General features: G+C 71.8%; 19 protein-coding genes. 7 read left to right on the top strand and 12 right to left on the bottom strand.

Annotated elements, in window-relative coordinates; translation table 11 throughout:
* Nucleotides 1-28: 28 nt before the first annotated feature.
* Both WMF46_RS10070 and WMF46_RS10065 read right to left on the bottom strand, forming a co-directional pair.
* A complete protein-coding gene (locus WMF46_RS10070) occupies nucleotides 29-3,388 on the bottom strand; it encodes a HEAT repeat domain-containing protein (protein ID WP_437985410.1) in 3,360 nt (1,119 codons plus the stop codon).
* Between the two features lie 158 nt (nucleotides 3,389-3,546).
* The gene (locus WMF46_RS10065; protein ID WP_437985409.1) at nucleotides 3,547-5,202 is read right to left on the bottom strand and encodes a glycoside hydrolase family 30 protein; all 1,656 of its coding nucleotides are present in this window, start codon (nucleotides 5,200-5,202) and stop codon (nucleotides 3,547-3,549) included.
* Nucleotides 5,203-5,635: 433 nt separating this feature from the next.
* Between WMF46_RS10065 and WMF46_RS10060 the strand changes: the two genes are divergently transcribed.
* Both WMF46_RS10060 and WMF46_RS10055 read left to right on the top strand, forming a co-directional pair.
* On the top strand, nucleotides 5,636-6,292 hold the full coding sequence (locus WMF46_RS10060; protein ID WP_437985408.1) for a hypothetical protein: 657 nt from the start codon (nucleotides 5,636-5,638) through the stop codon (nucleotides 6,290-6,292).
* A gap of 141 nt (nucleotides 6,293-6,433) precedes the next feature.
* Complete coding sequence (locus WMF46_RS10055) at nucleotides 6,434-7,033, top strand: hypothetical protein (RefSeq protein WP_437985407.1); 600 nt, start codon at nucleotides 6,434-6,436, stop codon at nucleotides 7,031-7,033.
* 138 nt (nucleotides 7,034-7,171) lie between these two features.
* Here WMF46_RS10055 and WMF46_RS10050 read toward each other — a convergent pair whose 3' ends face one another.
* Nucleotides 7,172-7,993, bottom strand: coding sequence for a metallophosphoesterase (locus tag WMF46_RS10050; RefSeq protein ID WP_437985406.1), 822 nt, complete (start codon nucleotides 7,991-7,993; stop codon nucleotides 7,172-7,174).
* Between the two features lie 18 nt (nucleotides 7,994-8,011).
* Nucleotides 8,012-9,253 carry a radical SAM protein gene (locus WMF46_RS10045; RefSeq protein WP_437985405.1) on the bottom strand — a complete coding sequence of 414 codons (1,242 nt, stop codon included), beginning with the start codon at nucleotides 9,251-9,253 and terminating at the stop codon, nucleotides 8,012-8,014.
* Nucleotides 9,254-9,487: 234 nt separating this feature from the next.
* On the opposite strand from WMF46_RS10045, the gene WMF46_RS10040 reads away from it, so the two are divergent.
* Nucleotides 9,488-9,916 carry a putative metal-binding motif-containing protein gene (locus WMF46_RS10040; RefSeq protein ID WP_437985404.1) on the top strand — a complete coding sequence of 143 codons (429 nt, stop codon included), beginning with the start codon at nucleotides 9,488-9,490 and terminating at the stop codon, nucleotides 9,914-9,916.
* Nucleotides 9,917-10,000: 84 nt separating this feature from the next.
* Here WMF46_RS10040 and WMF46_RS10035 read toward each other — a convergent pair whose 3' ends face one another.
* From WMF46_RS10035 to WMF46_RS10020, 4 genes are all read right to left on the bottom strand, one after another.
* Nucleotides 10,001-11,407 carry a hypothetical protein gene (locus WMF46_RS10035; RefSeq protein ID WP_437985403.1) on the bottom strand — a complete coding sequence of 469 codons (1,407 nt, stop codon included), beginning with the start codon at nucleotides 11,405-11,407 and terminating at the stop codon, nucleotides 10,001-10,003.
* Between the two features lie 38 nt (nucleotides 11,408-11,445).
* The gene (locus tag WMF46_RS10030) at nucleotides 11,446-11,841 is read right to left on the bottom strand and encodes a nucleotidyl transferase AbiEii/AbiGii toxin family protein (RefSeq protein WP_437985402.1); all 396 of its coding nucleotides are present in this window, start codon (nucleotides 11,839-11,841) and stop codon (nucleotides 11,446-11,448) included.
* The gene (locus WMF46_RS10025) at nucleotides 11,787-12,092 is read right to left on the bottom strand and encodes a DUF6922 domain-containing protein (protein WP_437551392.1); all 306 of its coding nucleotides are present in this window, start codon (nucleotides 12,090-12,092) and stop codon (nucleotides 11,787-11,789) included. The genes WMF46_RS10030 and WMF46_RS10025 overlap by 55 nt, the downstream gene beginning before the upstream one ends.
* Before the next feature lie 322 nt (nucleotides 12,093-12,414).
* Nucleotides 12,415-13,638 carry an SMP-30/gluconolactonase/LRE family protein gene (locus WMF46_RS10020; RefSeq protein ID WP_437985401.1) on the bottom strand — a complete coding sequence of 408 codons (1,224 nt, stop codon included), beginning with the start codon at nucleotides 13,636-13,638 and terminating at the stop codon, nucleotides 12,415-12,417.
* Between the two features lie 219 nt (nucleotides 13,639-13,857).
* On the opposite strand from WMF46_RS10020, the gene WMF46_RS10015 reads away from it, so the two are divergent.
* A complete protein-coding gene (locus tag WMF46_RS10015; RefSeq protein ID WP_437985400.1) occupies nucleotides 13,858-14,838 on the top strand; it encodes a 2-dehydropantoate 2-reductase in 981 nt (326 codons plus the stop codon).
* Nucleotides 14,839-14,949: 111 nt separating this feature from the next.
* Here WMF46_RS10015 and WMF46_RS10010 read toward each other — a convergent pair whose 3' ends face one another.
* Nucleotides 14,950-15,471, bottom strand: coding sequence for a hypothetical protein (locus tag WMF46_RS10010; protein WP_437985399.1), 522 nt, complete (start codon nucleotides 15,469-15,471; stop codon nucleotides 14,950-14,952).
* 368 nt (nucleotides 15,472-15,839) lie between these two features.
* The gene (locus tag WMF46_RS10005) at nucleotides 15,840-16,505 is read right to left on the bottom strand and encodes a hypothetical protein (RefSeq protein ID WP_437985398.1); all 666 of its coding nucleotides are present in this window, start codon (nucleotides 16,503-16,505) and stop codon (nucleotides 15,840-15,842) included.
* Between the two features lie 175 nt (nucleotides 16,506-16,680).
* On the opposite strand from WMF46_RS10005, the gene WMF46_RS10000 reads away from it, so the two are divergent.
* Nucleotides 16,681-17,802 (top strand): multiheme c-type cytochrome, encoded by a 1,122-nt coding sequence (locus WMF46_RS10000; protein WP_437985397.1) that lies wholly within the window; start codon nucleotides 16,681-16,683, stop codon nucleotides 17,800-17,802.
* Between the two features lie 148 nt (nucleotides 17,803-17,950).
* Complete coding sequence (locus WMF46_RS09995) at nucleotides 17,951-19,582, top strand: hypothetical protein (RefSeq protein ID WP_437985396.1); 1,632 nt, start codon at nucleotides 17,951-17,953, stop codon at nucleotides 19,580-19,582.
* Nucleotides 19,583-19,663: 81 nt separating this feature from the next.
* Here the strand turns inward: WMF46_RS09995 and WMF46_RS09990 are convergent, their stop codons facing one another.
* Nucleotides 19,664-20,068, bottom strand: a complete 405-nt coding sequence (locus WMF46_RS09990; protein ID WP_437985395.1) for a GFA family protein — start codon at nucleotides 20,066-20,068, stop codon at nucleotides 19,664-19,666.
* Between the two features lie 318 nt (nucleotides 20,069-20,386).
* Between WMF46_RS09990 and WMF46_RS09985 the strand changes: the two genes are divergently transcribed.
* On the top strand, nucleotides 20,387-20,956 hold the full coding sequence (locus WMF46_RS09985) for a hypothetical protein (protein ID WP_437985394.1): 570 nt from the start codon (nucleotides 20,387-20,389) through the stop codon (nucleotides 20,954-20,956).
* Nucleotides 20,957-20,989: 33 nt separating this feature from the next.
* Here the strand turns inward: WMF46_RS09985 and WMF46_RS09980 are convergent, their stop codons facing one another.
* Nucleotides 20,990-21,493: a hypothetical protein gene (locus WMF46_RS09980; RefSeq protein ID WP_437985393.1), complete on the bottom strand. Its 504-nt coding sequence runs from the start codon at nucleotides 21,491-21,493 to the stop codon at nucleotides 20,990-20,992.
* Nucleotides 21,494-21,526: the final 33 nt, after the last annotated feature.

Raw genomic sequence — 21,526 nt, 5'->3', positions numbered from 1 at the left:
CCAGACGGCTCGCCCGTCGCCCTCCGCCTCACGGCGGCATGACGAACGACGCCGGCCCCGCCACGGCGGGGGACGGGTCCTTTCGGTAGCGCTCCAGCAGCTCGCGCCGGTCCGCCGTCCAGCCGTTCTTCGGCGACGCCGCCTGCACGAGCGCCTCCAGCGCGAGCCTGCGCAGCCGCGGATCGGGGCTCGCCCGGAGCTCCTGCTCGAGCTGCGACGGGTGGACGCAGCCGTGCACCGCGGACATCGCCGCGACCATCGCGTCGTGGTGCAAGAGGTCCCGCCGGCCGAGCTCGACGAGCGCCTGCCCGAGCGCCTTCCAGGGAAGGAGGCGCGCCGCGAGCCCCAGGTACTGGGGCACGGCCAGGGCGTCCGCCTTGAGCGCGGCGAGCAGCCCCTCCCCGACGGCGACGTGGTGCTTCGCGGCGTAGGAGCCGAGCCGCGCCGAGAGCGCGGGCAGGAACGCCACGAGGTGCCGGCGCCTCGGCGAGAGCTCCGCGAGCCGCTGGACGACGATCGCGACCTCCCCGTGCTGCATCCTGGCGAGCGCCGCGGACAGCGCCTCCGCCGCCTCCTCGGGCGCGGGCGCGGCCATGTGATCGAGCAGCCGGCGGAAGAGCGCTCGCGCCTCGTCCCGGAGCGGCAGGTGCGCGGCGCGCCGGAGCAGGTCGAGCCGCGCCTCCGGCTCTGCCCGCCCGAGGATCGCGGCGAGCAGGTCCACAACGCGCCGCTCGGCCTCGGTCGACAGCCTGCCGAGCGGGATGTCCGCGAGCTTCGAGGCCACGATCCAGTCGGGATCCCGGGCGGCGCGGCCGAAGACGTCCCAGGTCTCGGGCTTGTCCAGGTGGTCCCAGAGCGCCCGGAGCAGCGCGATCCGCACGTCGCGGTGGGTCTTCGGGGCGTCCAGCCGGAGCAGGTCGCGGTAGGCGTCGGCGCCGCCCAGCTCGCCGAGCAGGCGCACGACCTCCTTGGCCACGGTCACCTTCGTTGTCGGCACCGCCCGGAGCTCGGCGAGCACCCGCTCCCGGGACATCTCGGAGAAGACCTTCCGGAGCGCGTAGATCGCCCAGCGCGCGCGATCGTCGCCCAGGCACTCGATCAGGACGGGGACGCCCTGGCCTGCGTCGAGCCACGGCAGGCCCCGGATGGCCATCTCGCGCAGGGGCGGCCTCGGATCCGAGGCGAACGGGGTGATCGCCGACGCGTCGACGTACGCGAGCCGGACCAGCGCGGAGATCGCGAACCGCAGCGTGGGGACGTCGCAGGTCTCGTCGCCGAGCAGCGCGCGGAGGCCGGCGGCGTACTTTTCCTGCTGCCTCGCCGTCCAGCGGCCGTGGCCCCCGCCGAAATCGAGCACCCAGCGCGTCTTGCCCGTCGCGAACCTGCCGGTCATGGGCTGCGTCCGGTCGAGCAGGGGGTCCAGGAGATCCTGGCGCCTCTGGCTCACGTGCCGGGCGACGGCGCCGATCAGCACGAAGCTCCTGTCCTCGCGCAGCAGCGCGGGCACGAGCCGCGCGAACCGCGGCCTGTCGTGGGCGCGCAGCAGGCCGAGCGCGCCCGCCGCGACGCCGACGAACGGGAGCTCGCGGGACAGCCGCTCGAGCGCCTCGAGCAGCGGCGTGACCACCTCGAGGCGGATGCCGAGGCTCTGCGCGAGCGAGAGCACCGCGCCTACCCGCTCGCCGGTGCACCACGCGCCCGCGAGCTGCGCGAGCGCCGGGCTGAGCCGCTCGGCCTCCGCGCGGGTGAGCCCCTCCCCGAGGCCCGCTGTCGAGACCGAGCCGCGCACCGCGAGGATCTTCGTGAGCCAGCGCGCCCCCCACGCCCCGTCGATGCGGAACAGGCGGACAACGAGCCGCTCCACGGCCGAGGCCGTGGCGTGGGACAGGTCGGCGGCGTCGAGCGCGTCCTGCGCCACGGCGCCCGCGGCCTCCAGGTGCTCCTGCGCGAACCGGCCGATGGGCAGCGCGGCGAGGGCGCCGATCATCGCCCGCCGCACCGGATCCTGCTCGAACTTGCGGGCGCGCACGTTCGCGAGGGCGTCCGCGAGCGCGCCCCGGTCGTGCAGGACGCTCGCGAGGAGCAGCGCCTGCGCCTTCGCCCGCTCGTCGCCCTCCGGGTGGCCGAGAAACGGCGCGAGCACCTCCTTGGCCTCGGCGAAGGACAGGAGGCGCGCGTAGCTCATCCGCCGCTCCGGCTTCGAGACGAGCGACGGGCAGCTCGAGAGGTGCCGCCTCGCCTCGCGCTCGCGCAGGTCGCGGGGCAGCGCGTCGAGCACCTCGGGCGCGATCGAGCCGTCGGCGGCCTGCGCCGCGCAGGACCAGCGCTCGAAGGCCCGCTCCCGGATCGCCTGCTCCTCGGCCGAGTCGGCCTTCACGTAGCGGAACAGGAAGGCGCCGAAGCCCCCGCGCCCTCCGAGCAGGAAGGCCCGGAGGACGGCCTTCTGGTCGTCGGGGCCGAGCCGCAGGAACCACCGCGGGCCCTGCTTGCCGTCGCTCAGCGCGCCCCAGGCGTGGCGGATGAGGTAATCGAGGCGCTCGGCGCCGAGGGCGGGCGCGCCCTTGTCGAAGCGCACAACCGCGAAGGCGCCGGGCGGCCGCGCGGGTCGCCCGCTCTCGTGGCGCGCCTTGAGGAGGTCGAACGTGGCGGCCGGGCGCGATCGGGCCAGGAGCTGCAGGGAGCCGGCGAGGAACGAGGGCTCCTCGCCGCGCTCGAAGAGGGCCTGGATCAGCGGCAGCGCCGCGTCGGGCGCGCGCCGGGCGAGCGGGACGAGCAGCGGCGCGAGGCGGTAGCGCAGGCGAACGTCGAGGGACTGGGAGCGGGCGATCGCCTCCCCGAACCAGCGCGCCGCGGCCGCGGGGTGCCTCACGCCGAGCCGATCGAGGCAGCTCGGGCCGCCCGCCTCGTCGATGGCGCGCCGGTGCGCCGACACGAGCGCCTCGGAGCCGAACGGGAGCAGATCCACGGTCAGGGGATCGCGCCCCGCCTGCATGCGCGCGCCGAGGAAGGCGTCCACGGCGGCCTGGCGCTTGCGCCTCGCGAGCTGGGCGACGGTGCGCCGGAGGGTGCGGCGCTCGAGGAGGGCGCCGAGCGCCGCGAGCGCCTGCGCGTCGTCGCAGAAGCGGGCGACCATGCGGCCCGCGCGCCGCCGCACGGAGCGGGACGGGTCGGAGACGGCCGCCACGACGCGCGCGCCGTCGCCGGAGCCGTAGACGCTCATCAGGGCGAGGAGGCGCTCGTAGGGCTGAGCGCTGCTCCAGAGCGCGCCGAGGAGCGCGCTTGCGCCGGCGTCGCCACGCGCGGCGGCGCGGCCCACCTCCACCACGCGGCGGACGCGGTCGTAGTGGGCCAGCGGCTCGATGTCGGCGAGGAAGGAAGCGGCATCCATGGAGGGCGATCATAGCGCCCCGGGGCCGGAGGCTCGCAAGGCCGAGCGCGGCGGCGCTCCGGAGCGTCGACGCCCTCCGATTTGAGTTTCATCTCTCCCGGGAGGCTATCGACAGGTCCGGGCCGCGATGGATCGACCCGGGCCGGGTCGCCCGCGCCTCACTTCCAGTTGACGGTGGCCCAGCCGCGGGCAGGAACGCTGAACTGGAGCTTCTTGGAGGCCACGCTGAGGGTGGTCGTCTTCGCGGAGCTGCCGGAGTTGTAGATGACCGTGACGATGCTGCCGTCAGGGTTCTTGAACGCCAGCGCGTCACCGCCGGTCGTGTTGACGCGCATCGCTCCAGGATCGACGTACTGCGAGACGTGACGGAAGACGTGGTAGGCAGGGGTCAGCACCAGCTCCTTCGTGTCGGCTTTCACGTTGAGGAGCGCGTTCTGGGGCCACGGCCGCTGCGAGTCGATGTTCTTCCCCACCGGGTCCAGCACCATGTTCCAGGCGTTGTACGAGTTCACCCCCGCCTTGATCCAGTCGCGGATGAGCCCCCAGCTCTCCTGCCCGTAGGCGTGATCGTTCGCTGCCGTGTTCGGGTTGAACGTCGGCACGCCCGGAGGGTTCCAGTTGTAGTTGCCGCACTGGTGCTCCGTTTGCACGATCGGCAGATTCCGCGACTTCAAGCCGTTCACGCTGCCCCGCATGTTCCACTGCAGCCCGAAGCCCTTGACGTACTTCATCGCGGTGGCATCGCCGGTCACGGCGCTGAGGATCCCCGGGTCCGCCGCGTCGTTGGACATCGTGCCGAGGAAGATCTGCGCCTTGATCCCGCGCTCTTCGAACAGCGGCCCCAGGTGGGTGCCGATGAACTTCGCCATGAGCTGCCCCGTCCACGCGCAGCTCGGATACCTCGTCTCGTAGGTCGGCTCGTTCTGGGGGTGGACCGCCTCGATGGTCATGCCCTCCGCGGCGTACGCCTCAACGAACTTCGCGAAGTAGAGGGCATGCGCCTTCAGGGTGTTCGCGTCGTCCTTCATCTTGCCACCATCGAAGGCGCCGTTGCTCTTCATCCAGGTGGGGGGCGTCCAGGGGCTGGCCCAGAGGTGGAGCCCGGGCCTCACGGCGAGCGCCGCCTTGATGAACGGGATCAATTTCTCCTTGTCCCGCGCGATGGAGAAGCTCTCCATCGTGAAATCATCTTTCTTCTCGTTGAGGCTATAGCGGTCCATCGCATAGTCGCTCGCCCCCATGGGGATGCGCCCGTAGGCGAACCCTGCGCCCTCGTTCTTGTCGAAGAGAAGCTTGATGGCTCGCTGACGCTCAGCCTCGCTGAGCATCGAGAGCATGTTCCATCCCATCTCGTTGAACGAGCCGCCGAAGCCATCCCAACGCTGCTGCGTTGCCGCGTCGTCGACGGTCACGTCGGCATTGCCGCTCGTCACTTCCGTCGGCGTCCCGATCTTCCAGTACTCGTTCGCGCCCGAGGTGATCAACGTGGGCTCGACAACGTCGGGCTCACCGCCGCCGGTACCGGAAGACGAGCCGCCGCCGCCGTCTCCGCTCGGATCGCCGCCCGCACCGTCCGAACCGCCCGTCCCCGCGCCGCTGCCTGTCGTCCCGCTCCCGCTCGCGTCTCCGCTGCTGCTCGCGTCTCCGCTGCTGCTCGCGTTTCCGCTCCCGCTCCCGCTACTGCCCGCACCCGCACCCGCACCCGCACCCGGGCCGCCCGAGCTCTCGGGTTCTTCCGGCCCGCTCGAAGAACCACAACCCACCAGGAGAAACGCGAGCAATATGCCGGCGGTCGAAGCGCGTGCCCTGTTCATCACAAAAATCCTCCATCCCAGGGGTGCAACCCCTTGGCGGTGCCTGCAGCAGGCGTCAGAAAGTGGCCGTCCTATATGCCCAGAAGGCCCCACGGTGATCGGGCGGGTGGAATAAAAGGCGGCAAGCTCCACGTCGATGACCCGGCGCACGCACGCGCCGCGCGCTCGCGTCACGCCTCCCGTGCCGAGGGTCCGCGTCGACGTCGCGGATGAGACGGCGGCGCGCCTTCCAGATCGTGCACAGCGGATCCAACCCGGCCGTACGATTGCTGGGTTTCGATGCGCGTGTTAGCGTCGGCCCCCGATGCGAACCGCGGTTTTCGCCCTCGCCCTCCTGACCGGTTGCGGGGGCGCATCCGGGGCGGCGCCCGGCGCGGCCCTCTCCCCCTCCTACGCGACGAGTTTGGGCTCCACGTCGGCGAGCATGCCCAGCATGCCGTCCGCGCCCGCGTTGCCCAGCCGGGCTTCGGTCCAGGCCGATCTGGTCGTCCGCCCCGACGTGCTCGTCCTTGGCTTCGCGCTCCAGGAGACCGACGCCGATCCGCAGCGCGCCCTCGCCGCGGCGCAGGCCGCGGTGGAGGACCTGGAGCGGCAGTTCAAGGAGGCGACCGGCGGCGCATCCACGGTGAGGATGCTGGGCGCGTCGTTCACCACGGTCTTCACCGAGAAGGCGGAGAGCGAGGGCGACGCCGTATCGGCCGCCGTCGACGGCGTGATCGAGGTGCGCCTCGCCCCCGAGCTCGACTTCTGGGCGAGGAGCCGGCTGGCCGCAGCCATGGCGCAGGTCAGGCGCGAGGTGAGCGCCGCGGTGCAGGCTGCGAAGGACGGGCGGCGCGGGGCCACCTTCGGGCAGCTTCGGGCCGAGGTGAAGGAGCCGGAGGGCCACCGCGCGCAGCTGACCGAGCACTGGCTCCGGAGGGCGCGATCGTTCGCGGAGGCGGCGCAGGCGGCGTCGGCGCCGCTCCTGCTGGTGGACTGCGCGCCGCCGGGGGCCATCGAGCAGCGACCCATCTCGCTGCTGGAGGTAGGGCTCTCGCTGTCGGTCGCGTGCCGCCTGAACGCGCTCTCCGCAGAACCGAAGCGCGACTGACGTCCTCCGGGCGGTTCACCCCCCGGTCATCTTGGATTTCCTTCTCCCCTAGGTGCACGAATCCGACGACGTTGCCGATCGAGAGCGATCGCGACCAATGCTACCATTGGCGCACAACGAGGTTCGTTGCGGAGGTGACGCATGCGCAATCGCTTGAAGTCGGTAGTCATCGTAGCGGTCTCCCTTCTTGCCAGCGCTTCGTCGCTCGGATGTCTCAGCGACCTTCCTGATCCCGTGGGGGAGCCACCTTACGTGCCCGAGTTGCGTGTCACCGTGCGCGATGGCTCTCTCTTCGAGGGAGGTCCGATGGACATTCGACTCTTCGAGAGCGGCGAGCCGACGGCACAAGCCTCGATCAGCGCCCAGGCAGACGACGGACGGGTGTGGTCTGCGACCATCGGGCTCTCCCTTGAACAGGTCTCCGGGGCGACCGTCGAGCTGCGCATCGAGCCGCTGTCGGAGGGAATGGGGACAGTCGCCCTCCAGGAGGCCGAGGAGCGTCGGTACTCGGAATCCGGCACGCTCTCTTTCTCGCTGGAGAGCGGCCGGATCGTCCGAGGGGTCGCAGACATCTCGCCTCAGGACGCCTCGTCGGAGTTCGAGGGCCGGTACAATCTGTCGTGCTGGGTGCACCCGGAGTCCCTGGGCCGGCCGCGCAACGGGGAGGGTGTCGGCGTCGAGCAGATCCAGGACGGCGAGTTTGCGTCGCCTTTCTGCAGCCCCATGGCACACCTGCGCTGAGGAAGACGGGCGGGACAGAGCCCAGCCCGAGCAGCCACAGCGAGGAGCTCACAGCCGGCTCGAAGGCGGGGCGAGCGACGGCATAATGCTCCGGGGTGAAGTGCCGCGCGGGTCGTCCGTCCGTCGTCGGGCAGGACGTCACCCCGCGATCAGCCGGAACACGGGGAGCTCTGGCCGACATGTGAACCGCACAGGAAGGACGCTTGTGCCGACACCGCGGCTCACGTACACCCTGCCATGGGCCGTGTCGTACATGCCCGAGCGAAATCGGCCCGATCCAGGCGGAACCCACACCGCCGTTCCGAGCGCTCGGATCTGCCCTCCATGTGTATGCCCCGCGAGGCCCAGATCGAAGCGCGGCGCGCCGGAAGGGAGCGTCTCGAAGACGCCGGGCGCGTGCGTGAGAAAGAGCCGAACCGGAGCGGACGGCACGCTCGCCAGGGCGGCGCGCAGGTCGGCGTTCCCGCTGCAGAAATCGTCCGTCGCGACGATGGAGACGCCGCGCTTCAGCAGCACCGACTCGTTCCCGAGGAGCCTGGCTCCGGCGCGCGTGTACACCTCGCTCAGCCTTTGCAAGGGGACGTGCCCCCAGTGTTCCCAGTTGCCGACGGTGGCGAGGACCTCACGCCCCGGCGCGGCGAGGCCGCGGCAGAACTCCTCCAGCACGCCGAGCGAGCCCTCGCCCTCGATCGAGTCGCCGGTCAGCACGACGAGATCAGGCGCCAGCCCGCGGACGGCCTCGATGGCCTTCTCGTGGACGCTGCCCAGCGCGCGCAGGTGGATGTCGGAGAAGTGAGCGATCCGAAACCCCTGAAGCGCGGCCGGGAGCCGCGGGATGGGGACATCGTGCTCGGCGACATCGAGCCAGGAAGGTTCGATGGCGATCCCATCGAAGGCGGCGATCCCTGCGGCGCAGCAGCTGGCGTGGAGGAAGGCTCGGCGGGTGACCGGTCGGACCATTTCGGAACCTTAGCAAACTCAGCTGGAGGGCCGCGGCTTGCGCGTGAGCTGGACCAGGCGCTCCGGGGAATCGCGCCCGGGATCGGGGCCGTCGAGATCCTCCAGCACGAGCTCGAACAGCCCGTTGTCGAACGGCCTCCCCTCGGCCGGCGCGGCGGGCACGAGGCGCTCGCGCTTGCCCTGCGCGGCCAGCGTGCGCGCGCGGAAGTGGCAGTACGGGTTGTTCCCCGGCCGCCCGAAGAGCGCGTGCGCCGTGAAGGTGCACCCGCCCATGCACACCTCCGCGAAAGCGCAGCTCCGGCAGAAGCCCCAGAGGTCGTCGGCCGTGCGCGCCCGCGCGAACGCGAGCCGCGGCGCCTCGTCCCAGATCTCCTGGAGCGCGCGCCCGCGCAGGTCGCCGCCCACGTAGGCGTCGCTCTGGAGCGACGGGCATCCCTTCACCGCGCCGTCGGACTCGATCCCCAGCACCAGCTTCCCGGCCTGACAGCCGCGAAAGTGGTCGCGGCCGCCCTCGCGCAGCGAGCGCAGGAGCGCCTCCTCCGGGCCGAAGTAGCCCAGGTTGTTGCCGGGCATCACCGTGATCCCGTCCCGGAAGGCCCGCCGCTTCAGCTCGGCGATGCGCGGGAGCACGTCGAGCAGATCGTAGGGCTGGAGCAGCATCGCCGGCCGGTCCGCCGCGCGGCCGAGCGCCGCGGTGATCTGCACCTGCCACGCCTTGATCCCCTGCTCCCGGAGCAGGTCGTAGAGCGCCTCCAGATCGCCCTGGTTCACCCGGTTGAGGTTGGTGTTGGCCGCGGTGAGCAGCCCCGCGCCCCGGAGGTGCCCGAGCGCCGAGAGCGCGCTCCGGTGGCTGCCCGGGGCCTTGCGGATGAGGTCGTGGGCGCGCTCCAGCCCGTCGACGCTGACCGAGACGCTGTGCAGGCCGGCCTCCTTCATCTGCGCCGAGATTTCCGCCGTGATCCCCCGCCCTCCGGTCGTCATGGTCGGCCGCACGCCCGCGGCCTTGAGCGCCGCGATGATCTCCAGAAAGCCGTCGTGCAGGTAGGCCTCGCCGCCGATGAGCACCACCTCGCGCGCGCCCATCGCCGCCAGCTGCTGCACCACGCCCAGCGCCTCCTCGGTGCCGAGCTCCGAGGGCCGCGCGGCCCCTGCCCTGGATCCGCAGTGCCGGCAGGGCTGATCGCAGCGGAGCGTGAGCTCCCAGACGACGTACGCCGGGAAGTACTCGCCGGGGACCACATCGAGACGGCGCAGCGCCATGCCGGAGCCTACCGCGAACTCCGCCGCCGGCTCCTGCTCTCCGGCGCCCTTTCGACGCGCGGGGGATGGAGGGTGACCTGCGCACGCGCACGCCGGGCCGCTGCGCCATTCCCCTTCATTTTCCTTGCGCGTCGCGGATTCGCCTTGCCATAGAATAGGACGGTTTGACCTCCCTGGCTCGGCCTTCCGAGGCGCGCCAGGGCTCGGCCCCATGGCCCAAAGGCGGAGATCCTCATGCTCACCCTCGGCGCTTGTCCTTGCTGCGATGGTTTCTTGCCTCCCGGCGCTTCCGCCTGCCCGCATTGCGGCGCGACGCCCACGGCCGAGCGCGCCGGCTGCGCGCAGGCGCGCCACGGGATGGCGGGCCGGCTGCTCGCGGTGGCGTCGGGCGGCATGATGGCTGTCACGCTGATGGCCTGCTACGGCATGCCCCCGTGCGACGAGCCCGCGACCGACAGCGACGGCGACGGCTACCAGGCGACATGCGAGGGCTACGGGCCCGAGGAGGACTGCGACGACGGCAATCCGGACATCCACCCCGGCGCGACGGACGTGGCAGATGACAGCATCGATCAGGACTGCAGCGGCGACGATACCCCGCTCGGCACCGGCGGCGCGGGAGGCGGCGCTGGCGGCGGAGGCGGCGCTGGCGGCGCCTCCTGACAAGTCCCCTCACTTTGTTGGCATTTTAACGAGAAATTAAACAGGGAGACGGGGAGACGGGGAGACGGGGAGATTGATGGGATTTCACTCCCCGCCTCCCCGCCTCCCTGTGAACTTTCCCGAAAACGGAGTCGCCGCCCATTCGGACAACACACGGCGGACGCGATCGAGATATCCCTCCTCGCGCACGATCTCCTGGTATCCCGGCACCGCGCCGACCCACTCCCGCATACGCACGTTCGACACCTCGGTGAGATACATCGTGGGGAGCCCCATGAGCGCGGGCCCATCCATGCCTGCGGTCGTGACGCCGAGCTGGCCGACGAGGCCGTGCGTTCGCTTCAAGTGCTCGAAGAACTGTAGCTGCGCCCGGCGCATGTCGAGCTGCCGGAAGGTCGGGTCCTTCCAGAAGAGCGTCATGTCGATCGCGCCCTCGGGGACCGCTGCATCTCGAAGGGCGTCGCCGGTCAACACAGGCACGAGCCCCGCACATTGAACGAGGTCCGTCAGCTCCAAGAGCTCGGCGAGCGTCGTGTTGCGGTGCGGGTGGTGGACCCCCTCGCGGATCCAGAGCAGCACCTTCTTCCGGCGTGACTCTCCCGCGCGCGCTTCCGCGAGCCTGCGATCGACCCAGGCGATCACCGATCCCGGAATGGGCGCGTCCGCCAGAAACGCTGTGCGAAGTTTCCCCTGGGCGGACGACGGATCGGCCTTGAAGGCGCGCGCGACGATCTCCGTTGTCTGCTTCATCGCGCGCGGGCGCGAGCGGTACGCCTGAAGGTGATCACTCAGGCCTGCATCGCGCAGAAACGCCTCGGCTTGCGCCGTTCCCGCTTTGCCTGGCTCGACCTGGATCGCCGCGCCCGCGAGGACGGCGGCCGCGGCGACGTACCACCCCTCGCCGAACGAGAAGCCGCCGTCGGTGTGGAATGTATACGCGTGGTTTCGCTCCTCGATGATCCTGCGCGCCGCGCGGGCGGCGACATCGGCCTCGTGAGCCGCCGCGCGCGCCGCGCGGGCGACCTTTGACCGCGGAGAGCCGCCCTCGAGCTCCGAGGCGCTGATGGCGGCCGCGCGGGCCGAGGCCTCTGCGCCGGCCACGATCGCCTCCACGCGCCGCCAGCCGTCGTCGCAGGCGTCGCGCGTCGGCGCGCGCTGCGCGCTCAACGAGAGCTGGCCCGCGCCGTGGAGCGCGTCTGCCGCCCGCGCCGCGTGGGCCCTTGCCAGCGTCGAATGGGCGCCCATCGCCGTCGCGAGGATTCGCTCTCTTCCCGCGGCGACCTCATGTTCCTGGAGGGCAGCGCGCTCCTGCTCGGCGGCGGCCAGCGCGCGATCCGCCTGCTCGATCGCGCAATCGAGCAGACGCCGATAGCGCTCGCGCTGCCCCGGCGCGTGCAGCGTGGTCGCCAGGGCGAGCGCTGCGCCGAGGCTGCATTCGGCGTCGCGCTCGATATGCTGCGCGGCGAGCGCCTCGGCGACAACCACTCCCATGCACACCGGCTCGAGTCCCTCGATCATCGTCCTGTCGGTCAGCCGCGGCGCGCAGCGCCGCCGGCAGCAGCGGCTTGTTGGTCCCGCACCCCTGCCATGGGAAACGCTTCCGGTCCGGGCGTTGGCGCATCGAGCAGCCCATAAGGATACCTTACGATATCCACTGGGATGCCACCCACCATTACCCGCAACGCCGCATCGGTCATGCTTATCACCTGCAGATCGGGCACCACAACCCGAACCGCCTGGGCGAGCATCGTCAGATCGACGTCCGCGGAATTGCTGAACAAGTCGAGGTCCATCGACCGACGGTGGCGTAGATGCACTGCGACGGCCGTCCCCCCGGCCAGATAGAACCGCTCGATCCCGGGGATGATCTTCAGTCGACCCAGGGCGCGGCTCTGCTCCTTCGCCAATCCGGTGGACTTGCCCACACTTCACCCTCCGCTTTTAGTACTGCCCGCCAGAACGCGAGCGTCCGCCCACTCAATTCGGGGTGCCCGAGTTCTCGCAAAAACCGGTGAATTCCGTTCATTCCGTACGTCCGGATGAGCCAGCGCACCTCCTCCAGCCGACCGAACTCGAGAACTCGCGGGATGATGTAGTCCTGGCCCGTCACTGTATCGAGCGCCTTCGCGTCGACGTCCCAGAACACCCAGCGGAATCTCTCCGGCACCTTCGCCATGCCCCAGTTTACCGCACCTGGAGCCCCGCCAGGAAGCCGCTGCCGCTCGGCTTCGCGCGGGCTGCCGGAATCCGCCCGCCTCTGTCCGCATGGAAACTCGAACGCCGGTCAGTCGTGGCTCCCCATACGGACGAATCTGCCCGACATCGACCTGAGCCGGCCCGCCAGACCGGTCAAGCGCGATCGCCCGCGGGGTGGTCCGCGTCGGTGAAGCCATCATGGGTTTCCAGGAGTACATGCTCGCGCGCGAGGACAAGCCGCCGGACGCTCGCGGCCAAAGCGCCGGCGCGGCCGAGCACCGGCGGTCTGCGTCCAGCGAGGTTCAGTAGGGGTATCCGGGGATGTTCATCTGCATCGCATAGAGCGACGCGCCCGCCGTGATGTAAAGGGTCTTTCTATCGGCCCCGCCGAACGCGACGTTCGACACCTCGCCCATCCCCGTGATCTTGCCGAGCCTCGCGCCGCTCGGCGCGACGATCTCGATGCCCTCACGCCACGCGATGTAGACATTGCCCGCGCAGTCGACGCCCATTCCGTCGGCCTTCGGCAGGTTCGAGGCGAAATCGGACGAGGCGCCGGGCGCTCCGTCGGCGCTCAGCGTATAGCGACGGATCCGGCCGGGGGTGAACTCGGTCACGTACAGCACGCTCTCGTCCGGCGAGAGCGCGACGCCGTTGGGGGTCTCCAGCGTGCCGATGAGGCTCACCGCGCCGGACGGGGACACGCGGTAAGCAGCTGTCGGCAGCTCCGGCCTGCCGCCGGTGAGCTGAAAATCGGGATCGGTGAAGTAGACGTTGCCGTCGCTCCGCACGACGACATCGTTCGGGGAGCTGAACCGCTTGCCCATGTACGACCCGGCGACCTCGCGCCGCGCCTTCGTGTCGAGATCGAACACGGAGATGCTGCGCGTGTCGTGGGTACATGCGATGAGGTTCCCGTCGCTGTGGAGGCCCAGCCCGTTCGTCCCGCTGTTCTCGACGAACACCTCGAACGCGCCCGGCGGCGTGAGCCTCTGGATCTTCGCCTTTGGACCGTTGAGGGGCGGAGAGTTCTGCGCCTGCATGTTGATCTCCGAGAAGAACAGCGCCCCGAGCTCGGCGACCCAGACCGGGCCCTCGACGTACGTGAACCCCCCTCTCACCAGCTGCGCCCTGCCGTTCGCCGGCACCGGATCGGCCGCGTACGGGCCGCCCGGGCAGACGACCGACACGTCATCACCGCCGCCCGCCCCGGCCCCGCCCGCCCCGGCCCCGCCGCTGCCGCTGCCGCTCCCCGCCGCGTCGCCCCCGCTGCCGCTCGTCGCCGCAGCGCTGCCCGCGCCCGCGCCCGCGCTGCCCGCGCTGCCCGCGCTGCCCGCGCTGCCCGCGCTGGTGCCGCTGGAGCTCGTGGCACCCACGCTGCCCGTGGAGCCGCTCGACCCGCCGGCCCCAGCGCCGCTGGAGGATCCGCCCCCGCCCTCCGACTCGAGCGGGTCGTCGCCGCCGCCGCAGCCATTCGCCGCAACGAGCACGATCCAAGAAACAACGAGCGAGTACCTGATCTTCATAAGCAAGTGCCTCCAAGCGCCCCCGGATGGTGTGCCGATCGGGCCCGCTCATCATCGTCAGCTCGCCTCGCGCCGCAAGGGCCGAGGTGGCCGAGCGGCACAGCGCCTCGATCGCGCGCTCCGCGCAGGCCAAGGACCGGCACGCCGCGGTGCGCCGTGAACGGCGGTGGCGGGCGAGGAGGCAACCGGCGGTCCGCGACGTTAGGATGCGGGGACATCATGAAAATTGCTGTGTACGGCTTCGGATCCATCGGCGGTTTGCTCGGCGCCCGGCTGGCCACGGCCGGCTGCGACGTCAGCGCCGTCGCGCGCGGAGAGAACCTCGCCGCCTTGCAGAAGCGCGGCCTGCTGCTGCAGGTCGATGGAGAAATCACCCGCGTGCCGATCCGCGCCGCAGAGGATCCGGCCGCGCTCGGCGCGCAGGACGTCGTGATCATCGCGGTCAAGGCCACCGCGCTGACCGACGTCGCCGCGCGCGTCGCGCCGCTGCTCCGCCAGGACACGATCGTCGTCCCCGCGATGAACGGCGTGCCGTGGTGGTTCTTCGCGCCCGAGAACGTGCCGTATGCCGGCGCCCGGCTCCACGCGCTCGACCCGGGCGACATCGTTCCGCGCGCCATCCGGCTCCGCCAGGTGGTCGGCTGCGTCGTGCATCTGTCGGGTTCCAGCCCGGAGCCGGGGATGGTGCGCGTCGGCCTTGGCAACCGCCTGCTCCTCGGCGAGCCGGCGGGCGGACCTTCGGACCGGGTGAGCGCGCTGGTCGGACTGCTGCAGCGCGCCGGCTTCGAGGCCAGGGCCAGCGCCGATATCCGGACCGACATCTGGTACAAGCTGTGGGGCAACATGACGATGAACCCGGTGTCGGTGCTCACCGGGGCGACGTGTGATCGGATACTGGACGATCCGCTGGTGCGCGGCTTCTGTCTCCAGGCGATGCAGGAAGCGGCGGCGATCGGCGAGAGGATCGGTTGCCCGATCGCGCAGAGCGGAGAAGACCGGATGGAGGTCACGCGCAGGCTCGGCGCGTTCAAGACATCGATGCTGCAGGACGCGGAAGCGAGCAAGTCGCTGGAGATCGACGCGCTGGTGACCGTGGTCCACGAGATCGGCAAGCTGACCGGCGTACCGACGCCGACCATCGACAGCTTGCTCGGCCTCGTGCGCCTGTGCGGCCGCACGCGCGGCCTGTACGCCGGATGATCCGCTGCCCCTGCGACGTCGACGCCGCCGCGGCGCCGCCCGGGCAGCGGCAGCGCGCGGCGCCCGCGAAGACCTGCCGCCGCGGCCACGGCGGCCCGGGTGACGGGCGCGTCAGAGCGCGTCGCATGTAATGCCGAGCCGCACCAGCGACACGGGCACGAGCGTGGTTCCGATGGAGATGAGCCGAGACTCGCCCATGGATTCGGGGTCATGAATGGAGGAGTAGGGGACTCGCTCCTTCGTCACGTCGTGCTCGACGGCGACGGCGAGGCCGAGCTCGAAGTGCACGGGACCTGGACCGAAGATCCAGCTCGCCCCGGCGCGAGCCCCGACGAAGGTCGTGTCGCCGTCGACGCCGGGGCCGCTGTCCCAGCCGGGAGCTCCCACCCCCGTGTAGGTATGTCTCCCGAAGGAGCCCGCGAGCGAGAGTCGAAGTCCAGCTGGCGATCTCCACGCGACGCCCGCTGTCGCGCCGACGCCGCTGAAACTCTCCCCGAGAGGCTCACCCCCCGTCTCGGCGAAGCCACCTACCTCGATGACGCCGATGCGGTACGTGAGCGCGAGATCGAAGCGCAGCCCATCGCTGTCCGAGCTCGAGTAGAGGCCGGCGCCCACTTGCACGTTGAAATCCATGTTCGGCACGGACCTACGCGCAGGAGCGACGTCAGGGGCGCTGCCCTCCTGCGCGCGGGCCGCCCCGGCGCAAAGAAAGAGGGCTGTCGCGAACCATCGAGGCGAGTTCGTTCGAAGTGAGCGCATGTCGCGCCCTGGAGCATCCCGTGTACCAGGTGCGTCGTATTCATGCGGCCCGCCGCCAGGCGCCGCCGCGCTGGCCTGTCCGACGCGAGATCACGAGTCCTCCATCGCTGCCCTGGGCCGCCGGCCGCTCTGGTTCGCCTGCGGGCGTGCGCTGGCGCTCGCGTGGCCCGTGACAACCCGGTCGCGGTGTCGCTCGAGCAGCACAGAGTGTATCGCGATCACAACAACCTGGGTCGGGCCGCTCAGGGCCGGGCTCCACCGCAGTCGCCCGGGCAATTGCAGTCGTTCTCACCCGCGCCGCAGGCGCCGTCGCCGCATCTCGCGCAGAGGTGCGCGTCGGGCGCCGTGGTCACGCACGCGCCGTCGACCCGCGCCATGCTCGCGATGGGCGTGAGACCCGGGCAGCAGGTCGTGAACGACTTGCTCGACGCCATCCCTCCCTCGCCCGAGCAGCGCGACGCGAGCGCTGCGCACGAGCCGTCGGCTTGCTGGACATACCCGGGCAAGCAGTCGCACTGCGGCCGCCGGGGGCGCAGCACCGGCACCGTGCCGGCCGGGCCTCTCGGCCCCAGCTGAACGGTCGCCGCCGCCGGAGACGGCGCCGGCGCAGCGCCGCCCGGTCTCGCCGGCGGCGGGGGGCTGGCTCCCTCCGGGCCCGTCGGCCCCGCGGGAGGCGTGGCGATCTTGCCGTCCGGCGTCTGGGACTCGATCGGGATCCAGTCGACGATCTGGCCGTCCGGCGTGACCGTTGTGGCCACGACGTGCTCGCGGGGAGGCCGCGGCGTTCCCCCGGGCGCGCATGGGTTGTCAGCGCCTGGGCGAGGGGGATCCGCCGGGTCGGGCCCCCTGGGGGCGCAGGCCGCGGCGAGGAGCAGCAGGGGGCACAGGAGCAGAGCAAGCGCGTGCATGGGCAGGAAACACGGGAGCCCGCGGGATCTTACGGCGCCACGCCGCCTGCGCCGGCGAAACGGCCCCAAAGGAGGCAGAGCGGCCGGCGTCGCGCGGAGGCCTCGGAGATGACGCAGCGTCGGGGGTGTTGTAGCTGCAATCTTCGCTGTGCAGCGCTGTGTACCTGGCCTCGGCTTGCTGATCGCGGGCGCCCTCGCGGGCGCATGCGCTGCCGCGCCGGACGCGCCCGCGCGGCCCACAGGTGACGTCGAGGCGCCGGCCGGTAGCGCCCTGCCCGGGGCCCCGGAGGCGGCGCGGGTGCCCATGCCGAGGCCGGCGCGGGCGCGGCTCGAGGCGGCGGTGAGCGCGAACCACGCCTGCGAGGGGTGCCACGAGGAGGTGGCGCGGGAGTGGCGCGCGTCGCTCCACCACCGGGCGAACACCGAGCCGGCCTACCGGCGGGCGTTCGCGATCGAGCCGATGCCGTTCTGCCGGGCTTGCCACGCGCCCGAGGCGAGGCCGGAGGAGCCAGAACCGGAGGCGCTCGGGGCGCTCGGCGTGGGGTGCGTGACGTGCCACGTGACGGGCGACGCCGAGGGCGAGCTCGCAAGGCAGGCGGTGGCGCCGGTGCTCGCGGCGCCGTGGGCCGGGAGCGGGGCGCCGCCGGCGGCGCCGCACGGGGTGATCCGGGACGCGCGGTTCGGGGGCGCGGACGCGTGCGCGGCCTGCCACGAGTTCGCGTTCCCCACGGCGCGAGGGCGGTCGGCCGCGGAGCTGATGCAGTCGACCGTCATCGAGCACCGCGCGTCTCCGGCCGCGGACCAGCCCTGCGCGGCGTGCCACATGCCCCGCGGGCCGGGGGGGCGGCGCGGCCACGGGTTCGCGGGATCGCGGGACGAGGCGCTCGTGCGGAGCGCCGTCGCGGTGACGGCGCGGCGGCTCTCGGCGACGCGCGTGGCGGTGACGCTCGCGCCCGCGAACGCGGGGCACGCGTTCCCGACGGGGGATCTGTTCCGGAGGCTCGAGGTGTCGGCCGAGGCGCTCGGGCCCGACGAGCTCGTGCTGGGGCAAGCGGAGCGCTACCTGACGCGGCACTTCGCGCTGCGGCCCGGGGCGATCGGGCGGAAGCTCGTGGCCGACGATCGGGTGCACGCGGAGCCCGTGACGGTGGAGCTCGACGTCGGGGCCGCTGGCGAGGCGCGGACGATCGCGTGGCAGGTGGCCTACCAGCGGGTGGCGCACCCGAACGGGGTGGACCTGCGCGACGCGGAGATCGAGGGCGAGATCCGGGTCGCGTCGGGGAGGCTCGCGCCATGAGCGGACGAGGGATCGGCGCGAGGGGGAGCAGGCCGGCGTGGCGCGCGGTCCGGGGCGGTGAGCGGCCGGGCAGCCGGCGGGTCGAGGATGAGAGCATGGAAGTGCGGCGGGGCGCTCGGGCGCGGCCGTGCCTGGAGGAGGACGAGCGATGATCGGGCGAAGGACGTGGTGGGGGCTGGGCGGGCTCGTGATGGCGATGGCAGGGTGCGGACCTGCGCCTGCGCCGCAGGCCGCGGACGGGCCGCGCGCGGAGGCCGCGGCGCGGGGACCGGGCGCGCCGGGCACGGCAGGCACGGCGGGCACATCGAGCACCGCGGGCGCGCCGGGCGCGGCGGGCGGGGCGAAGGTGGACGAGGCGGCGAAGCCGGCGCCGCCGCCGAAGTCGGCGTTCGCGCCGGTGGCGCAGATCCCGGAGGAGGTCGAGCTGCGGCTTCACCCGGTGGAGGGGGCGCTGCTCGTGTCGACCTCCAACCTGACGGTGCTCGAGGGGGAGCAGACGGCCGTGGCCGCCGCCGTCGGCGTGCTGAAGGACGGGAAGATCGAGTTCCCGAAGCGGCTGCACCTGCCGGGGTGGTGGGTGTCGGTGATCGGCGTCCACGGGCGCTATCCCGACCAGCTCGACCTGATCGCGACGGGCACGACGGGCCGCACCGGCGTCGCCGAGCACTACGCGCTGGGGGCGAAGGGCTGGGCGCAGCGCGTGAGCGACGCGGGGCAGTGGTTCACCGGGGTGGCGAGCATGGGCAGCTCGCTCGTGGGGCTGGTGGGGCCGACGATGATCGGCCCCTCGAGGTTCGTCACGCTGCGCGGGCCCAGGGTGGGACTGACGATCACGCCGGCGCCCAGGAAGGGGGAGTGCCGCGGGTTCGACTTCGAAGGGGCATCGCGTTACTCGGAGACCGAGGTCCGCCCGGAGGCATTCGGGGCGACGCGCGATGGGACCGCGCTGAGCTACGGGCTCAACTGCAAAGGGGAGAGCGCCCTGGAGGTCTGGAAGCCGGGCGAGAAACGCTCGACCATCCTGCCCATCCCGGCGCCGTTCGATGAACAGAAGGCCGACGATGTGCGCACGCTGATCCTGCCGGGCCCCGGCGACGGCGAGGCGTGGATCGTGGACGGGGGCGTGCTCCGCTACCAGGGCGGGGAGGCGAAGAAGATCGACCCGCCGGCGAAGGGCGCGCGCGTGCTCACGGCGTCGGCGGCGCCGGACGGGACGCTGTGGGCGCTCACGGACGGCGCGCTGTTCGCGCGCAAGGGCGATGCCTGGGAGCAGGCGCCGCTGCCCGACGGGGTGAAGGCCCGCGACGTGGCCGTGGGGAGCGACGGGGCCGTGTGGGTCGCGGCCGGCGGGGCGATCCTGAAGCACGGCGGCGCCGGCGAGGCCGCGGGCGCGGCGCCGGGGAGCATCCAGCTCCAGAAGGGGCCGCCGCCGAAGCCCAAGGAGAACCGGACCTTGCCCAGGCCCGGAGGGCCGAAGTGCCCGCAGAACCTCGTGGTGCTCTACACGTTCAGCAAGACGGCGCCGGACGACTACGACTTCCCGCTGACGCGCAAGGCGCTCAAGGGACGCACGGAGTTCTCGCCGGCGCGCTTCGTGGTGACGCGCGACATGGGGCAGCGCTTCTTCGCCGCGTTCGTGCCGACCTGGGATCTCGCGAAGAAATTGGAGGAGCGGATCAAGGCCGATGTGCAGGGCTCGACGCCGCAGATCGTGTGCGCCACGCCGGAGGTGGTGCGGGAGCTCAAGCTGGATCTGAAGACGGGAGAGGTCGCGAAGTAAGACTGGCGAAGCCGGGGCGCCGGCGTGCGGCGGCGCCTCCGTCGATGGGCCGCCATCCACCGCCGGCAGCGGCGGCGCCGTTCACAGGTGCCGGGTCTCTCCCGGCGGCGCGCCCCAGTCGTTGTTGCGTCCGTCGGCGTACCGGATCGGCGCGGAGACGAGCTCCGCGAGATCCACGTCGTCCAGGGAAGCGAGCTGGACCGCCACATAGTCGCCGCCGATCGCCTCGACATATCCGCGCCCGAACGACCGCACGCCGCAGTGTCGACAGAACAGGTGGTGCCCGGCCTTCATGCCGAACTGGTAGTCGCTCAGCGCGTCCTCACCCGCGAGCAACCGGAACGCGTCCGGCTTGAGGATCACGTTCCAGTTTCTCGTCTTGGTGCAGATAGAGCAGTTGCACTTGTTGGTTCCACCGCTCAGGTCGATGTCGGCCTCGAAGCGGACCGCGCCGCAGTGGCAGCTCCCTGTATAGGTCTTCTTCATGTGCAAACCTCCTGGCAGGACGGGCGTTCGCGCTCGAACGCTCGACCACCTGAAGGCCTGACGGTACCCGAATCCGCGCCGGCGGGAGCCCCCTTCGAAGCGCCGCCGCGCGGTCTGGAGGCGCCCCGCGCCGGCGGCGCCGGGGCGTCCTTCAGCCGAGCCGCGGGTTCGTTGCCCTGACACACCTGTCATGCCGCTCGGCGGGCGCCTGGCACAAGGCGTCCGAAGCGCCGGCTTCTTGCGCCCGCGCAGGTGGTCTACCCGTTGCTTCGCCAGCGCCTCCATCCACGGCGGTCCCGCCGGAGAGAGGATGGATCCATGACCTTATCTCTTTTTTCCCTCGTCCCGCTCGGCGCCTGCGTGCGCACGACCGCCGCGCTCGCCGCCGGATTCGCCATGGTCTCCGCCATGCCCGGCTGCATCCTGAACCAGAAGCAATGCACCGAGATGGCCTGTAGCGACACCTTCACCATCACCGCCGCGACGGCGAACAAGAGCTGGGCAGCGGGAGAGTACACGCTGGAGCTCACGGTGGACGGCAGCGCCGTGTCGTGCGCCTACAGCTGGACGAACACGCCGAGCGTCGGCGGCAGCGGCGTGTTCGTCCAGTGCAGCCCGAGCGTCAGTGTCTCGGTCGATGCGGTGAGCATCTGCACGGAGACGAGGCGCGGCGACGCCGTCTCCCAGAGCTGCGTCCCGGCCCCCGGGCAGTTCACGCAGCAGCTCGCGATTCGTGGCACGCCGGCGCGCGTCGACGTCGTCGTGCGGCGGGACGGCGCCCTCCTCGGAGAGCGGAGCTTCACCCCCGCGTACCGGACATGGTACCCGAACGGCGAAGACTGCGGGCCTGGGTGCCGACAGGACGCGCAGGACTGGGCGATCCCCTAGCCGTCGGCGCCGCAGGGGCGCCGAGGCGCTTACCTAATCCCAGCGAGCGGAGAGCACGGCCCTCATCCGGTCGATCCGCAGCGCCCTCTCCAGGGCGCGTCCCTCGTAGGCGCTCAGGAGCGCGGGGAGCGCCTGCCGGGCCAGCGCCAGCAGCGCGCGGCGGCGGACCTCCGGATCGAGCCTGCCCTCGACGACGATCTGGCTGAAGGCCAGGGCGAGGATCGCCTCGTCGCGGGTGAGCAGGCCGTACTCGTCCTCCTCGCCGAGCGCCTCGACCTCGGCCGCTTCCACGGCGTCCCAGCCGGCATTGCCGACCTCCCAGCGCTCGAGGAGCTCGTCGAGGAGCTCGATCGGGCTCTTCTTCGGGTGCTCGTCGCGGAAGTCGCGGAAGGCGGTGAGGGTCTCGTGCGCGGTCTCGTTGCCGAACGGAGCGGTCTCGTCGGTGAGCGACCAGAAGAACGGGTCGACGAGGGCAGCGGCGGCCCGTGGGTGGCAGTCGTCGGGGGAGAGGTCGGGGATCTCGGGCGCTTCGGTCATGGGAGAGGGCTTTCCGTCGGCTGAGGCGCGGGC

The sequence above is a fragment of the Sorangium sp. So ce117 genome, from assembly GCF_051524395.1.
In the GTDB taxonomy this organism is placed as follows: Bacteria; Myxococcota_A; Polyangia; order Polyangiales; family Polyangiaceae; genus Sorangium; species Sorangium cellulosum_B.
Note: the sequence above shows the minus strand (reverse complement) of the source record. Positions and strands in the feature narration are given on the sequence as shown.

Coding starts and splice junctions, on each gene's coding strand:
- WMF46_RS10070 (WP_437985410.1), bottom strand. CDS start 3,388: ATGGATGCCGCTTCCTTCCTCGCCGACATCGAGCCGCTGGCCCACTAC.
- WMF46_RS10065 (WP_437985409.1), bottom strand. CDS start 5,202: ATGAACAGGGCACGCGCTTCGACCGCCGGCATATTGCTCGCGTTTCTC.
- WMF46_RS10060 (WP_437985408.1), top strand. CDS start 5,636: ATGCCGTCCGCGCCCGCGTTGCCCAGCCGGGCTTCGGTCCAGGCCGAT.
- WMF46_RS10055 (WP_437985407.1), top strand. CDS start 6,434: ATGCGCAATCGCTTGAAGTCGGTAGTCATCGTAGCGGTCTCCCTTCTT.
- WMF46_RS10050 (WP_437985406.1), bottom strand. CDS start 7,993: ATGGTCCGACCGGTCACCCGCCGAGCCTTCCTCCACGCCAGCTGCTGC.
- WMF46_RS10045 (WP_437985405.1), bottom strand. CDS start 9,253: ATGGCGCTGCGCCGTCTCGATGTGGTCCCCGGCGAGTACTTCCCGGCG.
- WMF46_RS10040 (WP_437985404.1), top strand. CDS start 9,488: ATGCTCACCCTCGGCGCTTGTCCTTGCTGCGATGGTTTCTTGCCTCCC.
- WMF46_RS10035 (WP_437985403.1), bottom strand. CDS start 11,407: ATGGGAGTGGTTGTCGCCGAGGCGCTCGCCGCGCAGCATATCGAGCGC.
- WMF46_RS10025 (WP_437551392.1), bottom strand. CDS start 12,092: ATGGCGAAGGTGCCGGAGAGATTCCGCTGGGTGTTCTGGGACGTCGAC.
- WMF46_RS10020 (WP_437985401.1), bottom strand. CDS start 13,638: ATGAAGATCAGGTACTCGCTCGTTGTTTCTTGGATCGTGCTCGTTGCG.
- WMF46_RS10015 (WP_437985400.1), top strand. CDS start 13,858: ATGAAAATTGCTGTGTACGGCTTCGGATCCATCGGCGGTTTGCTCGGC.
- WMF46_RS10010 (WP_437985399.1), bottom strand. CDS start 15,471: ATGGATTTCAACGTGCAAGTGGGCGCCGGCCTCTACTCGAGCTCGGAC.
- WMF46_RS10005 (WP_437985398.1), bottom strand. CDS start 16,505: ATGCACGCGCTTGCTCTGCTCCTGTGCCCCCTGCTGCTCCTCGCCGCG.
- WMF46_RS09995 (WP_437985396.1), top strand. CDS start 17,951: ATGATCGGGCGAAGGACGTGGTGGGGGCTGGGCGGGCTCGTGATGGCG.
- WMF46_RS09990 (WP_437985395.1), bottom strand. CDS start 20,068: ATGAAGAAGACCTATACAGGGAGCTGCCACTGCGGCGCGGTCCGCTTC.
- WMF46_RS09985 (WP_437985394.1), top strand. CDS start 20,387: ATGACCTTATCTCTTTTTTCCCTCGTCCCGCTCGGCGCCTGCGTGCGC.
- WMF46_RS09980 (WP_437985393.1), bottom strand. CDS start 21,493: ATGACCGAAGCGCCCGAGATCCCCGACCTCTCCCCCGACGACTGCCAC.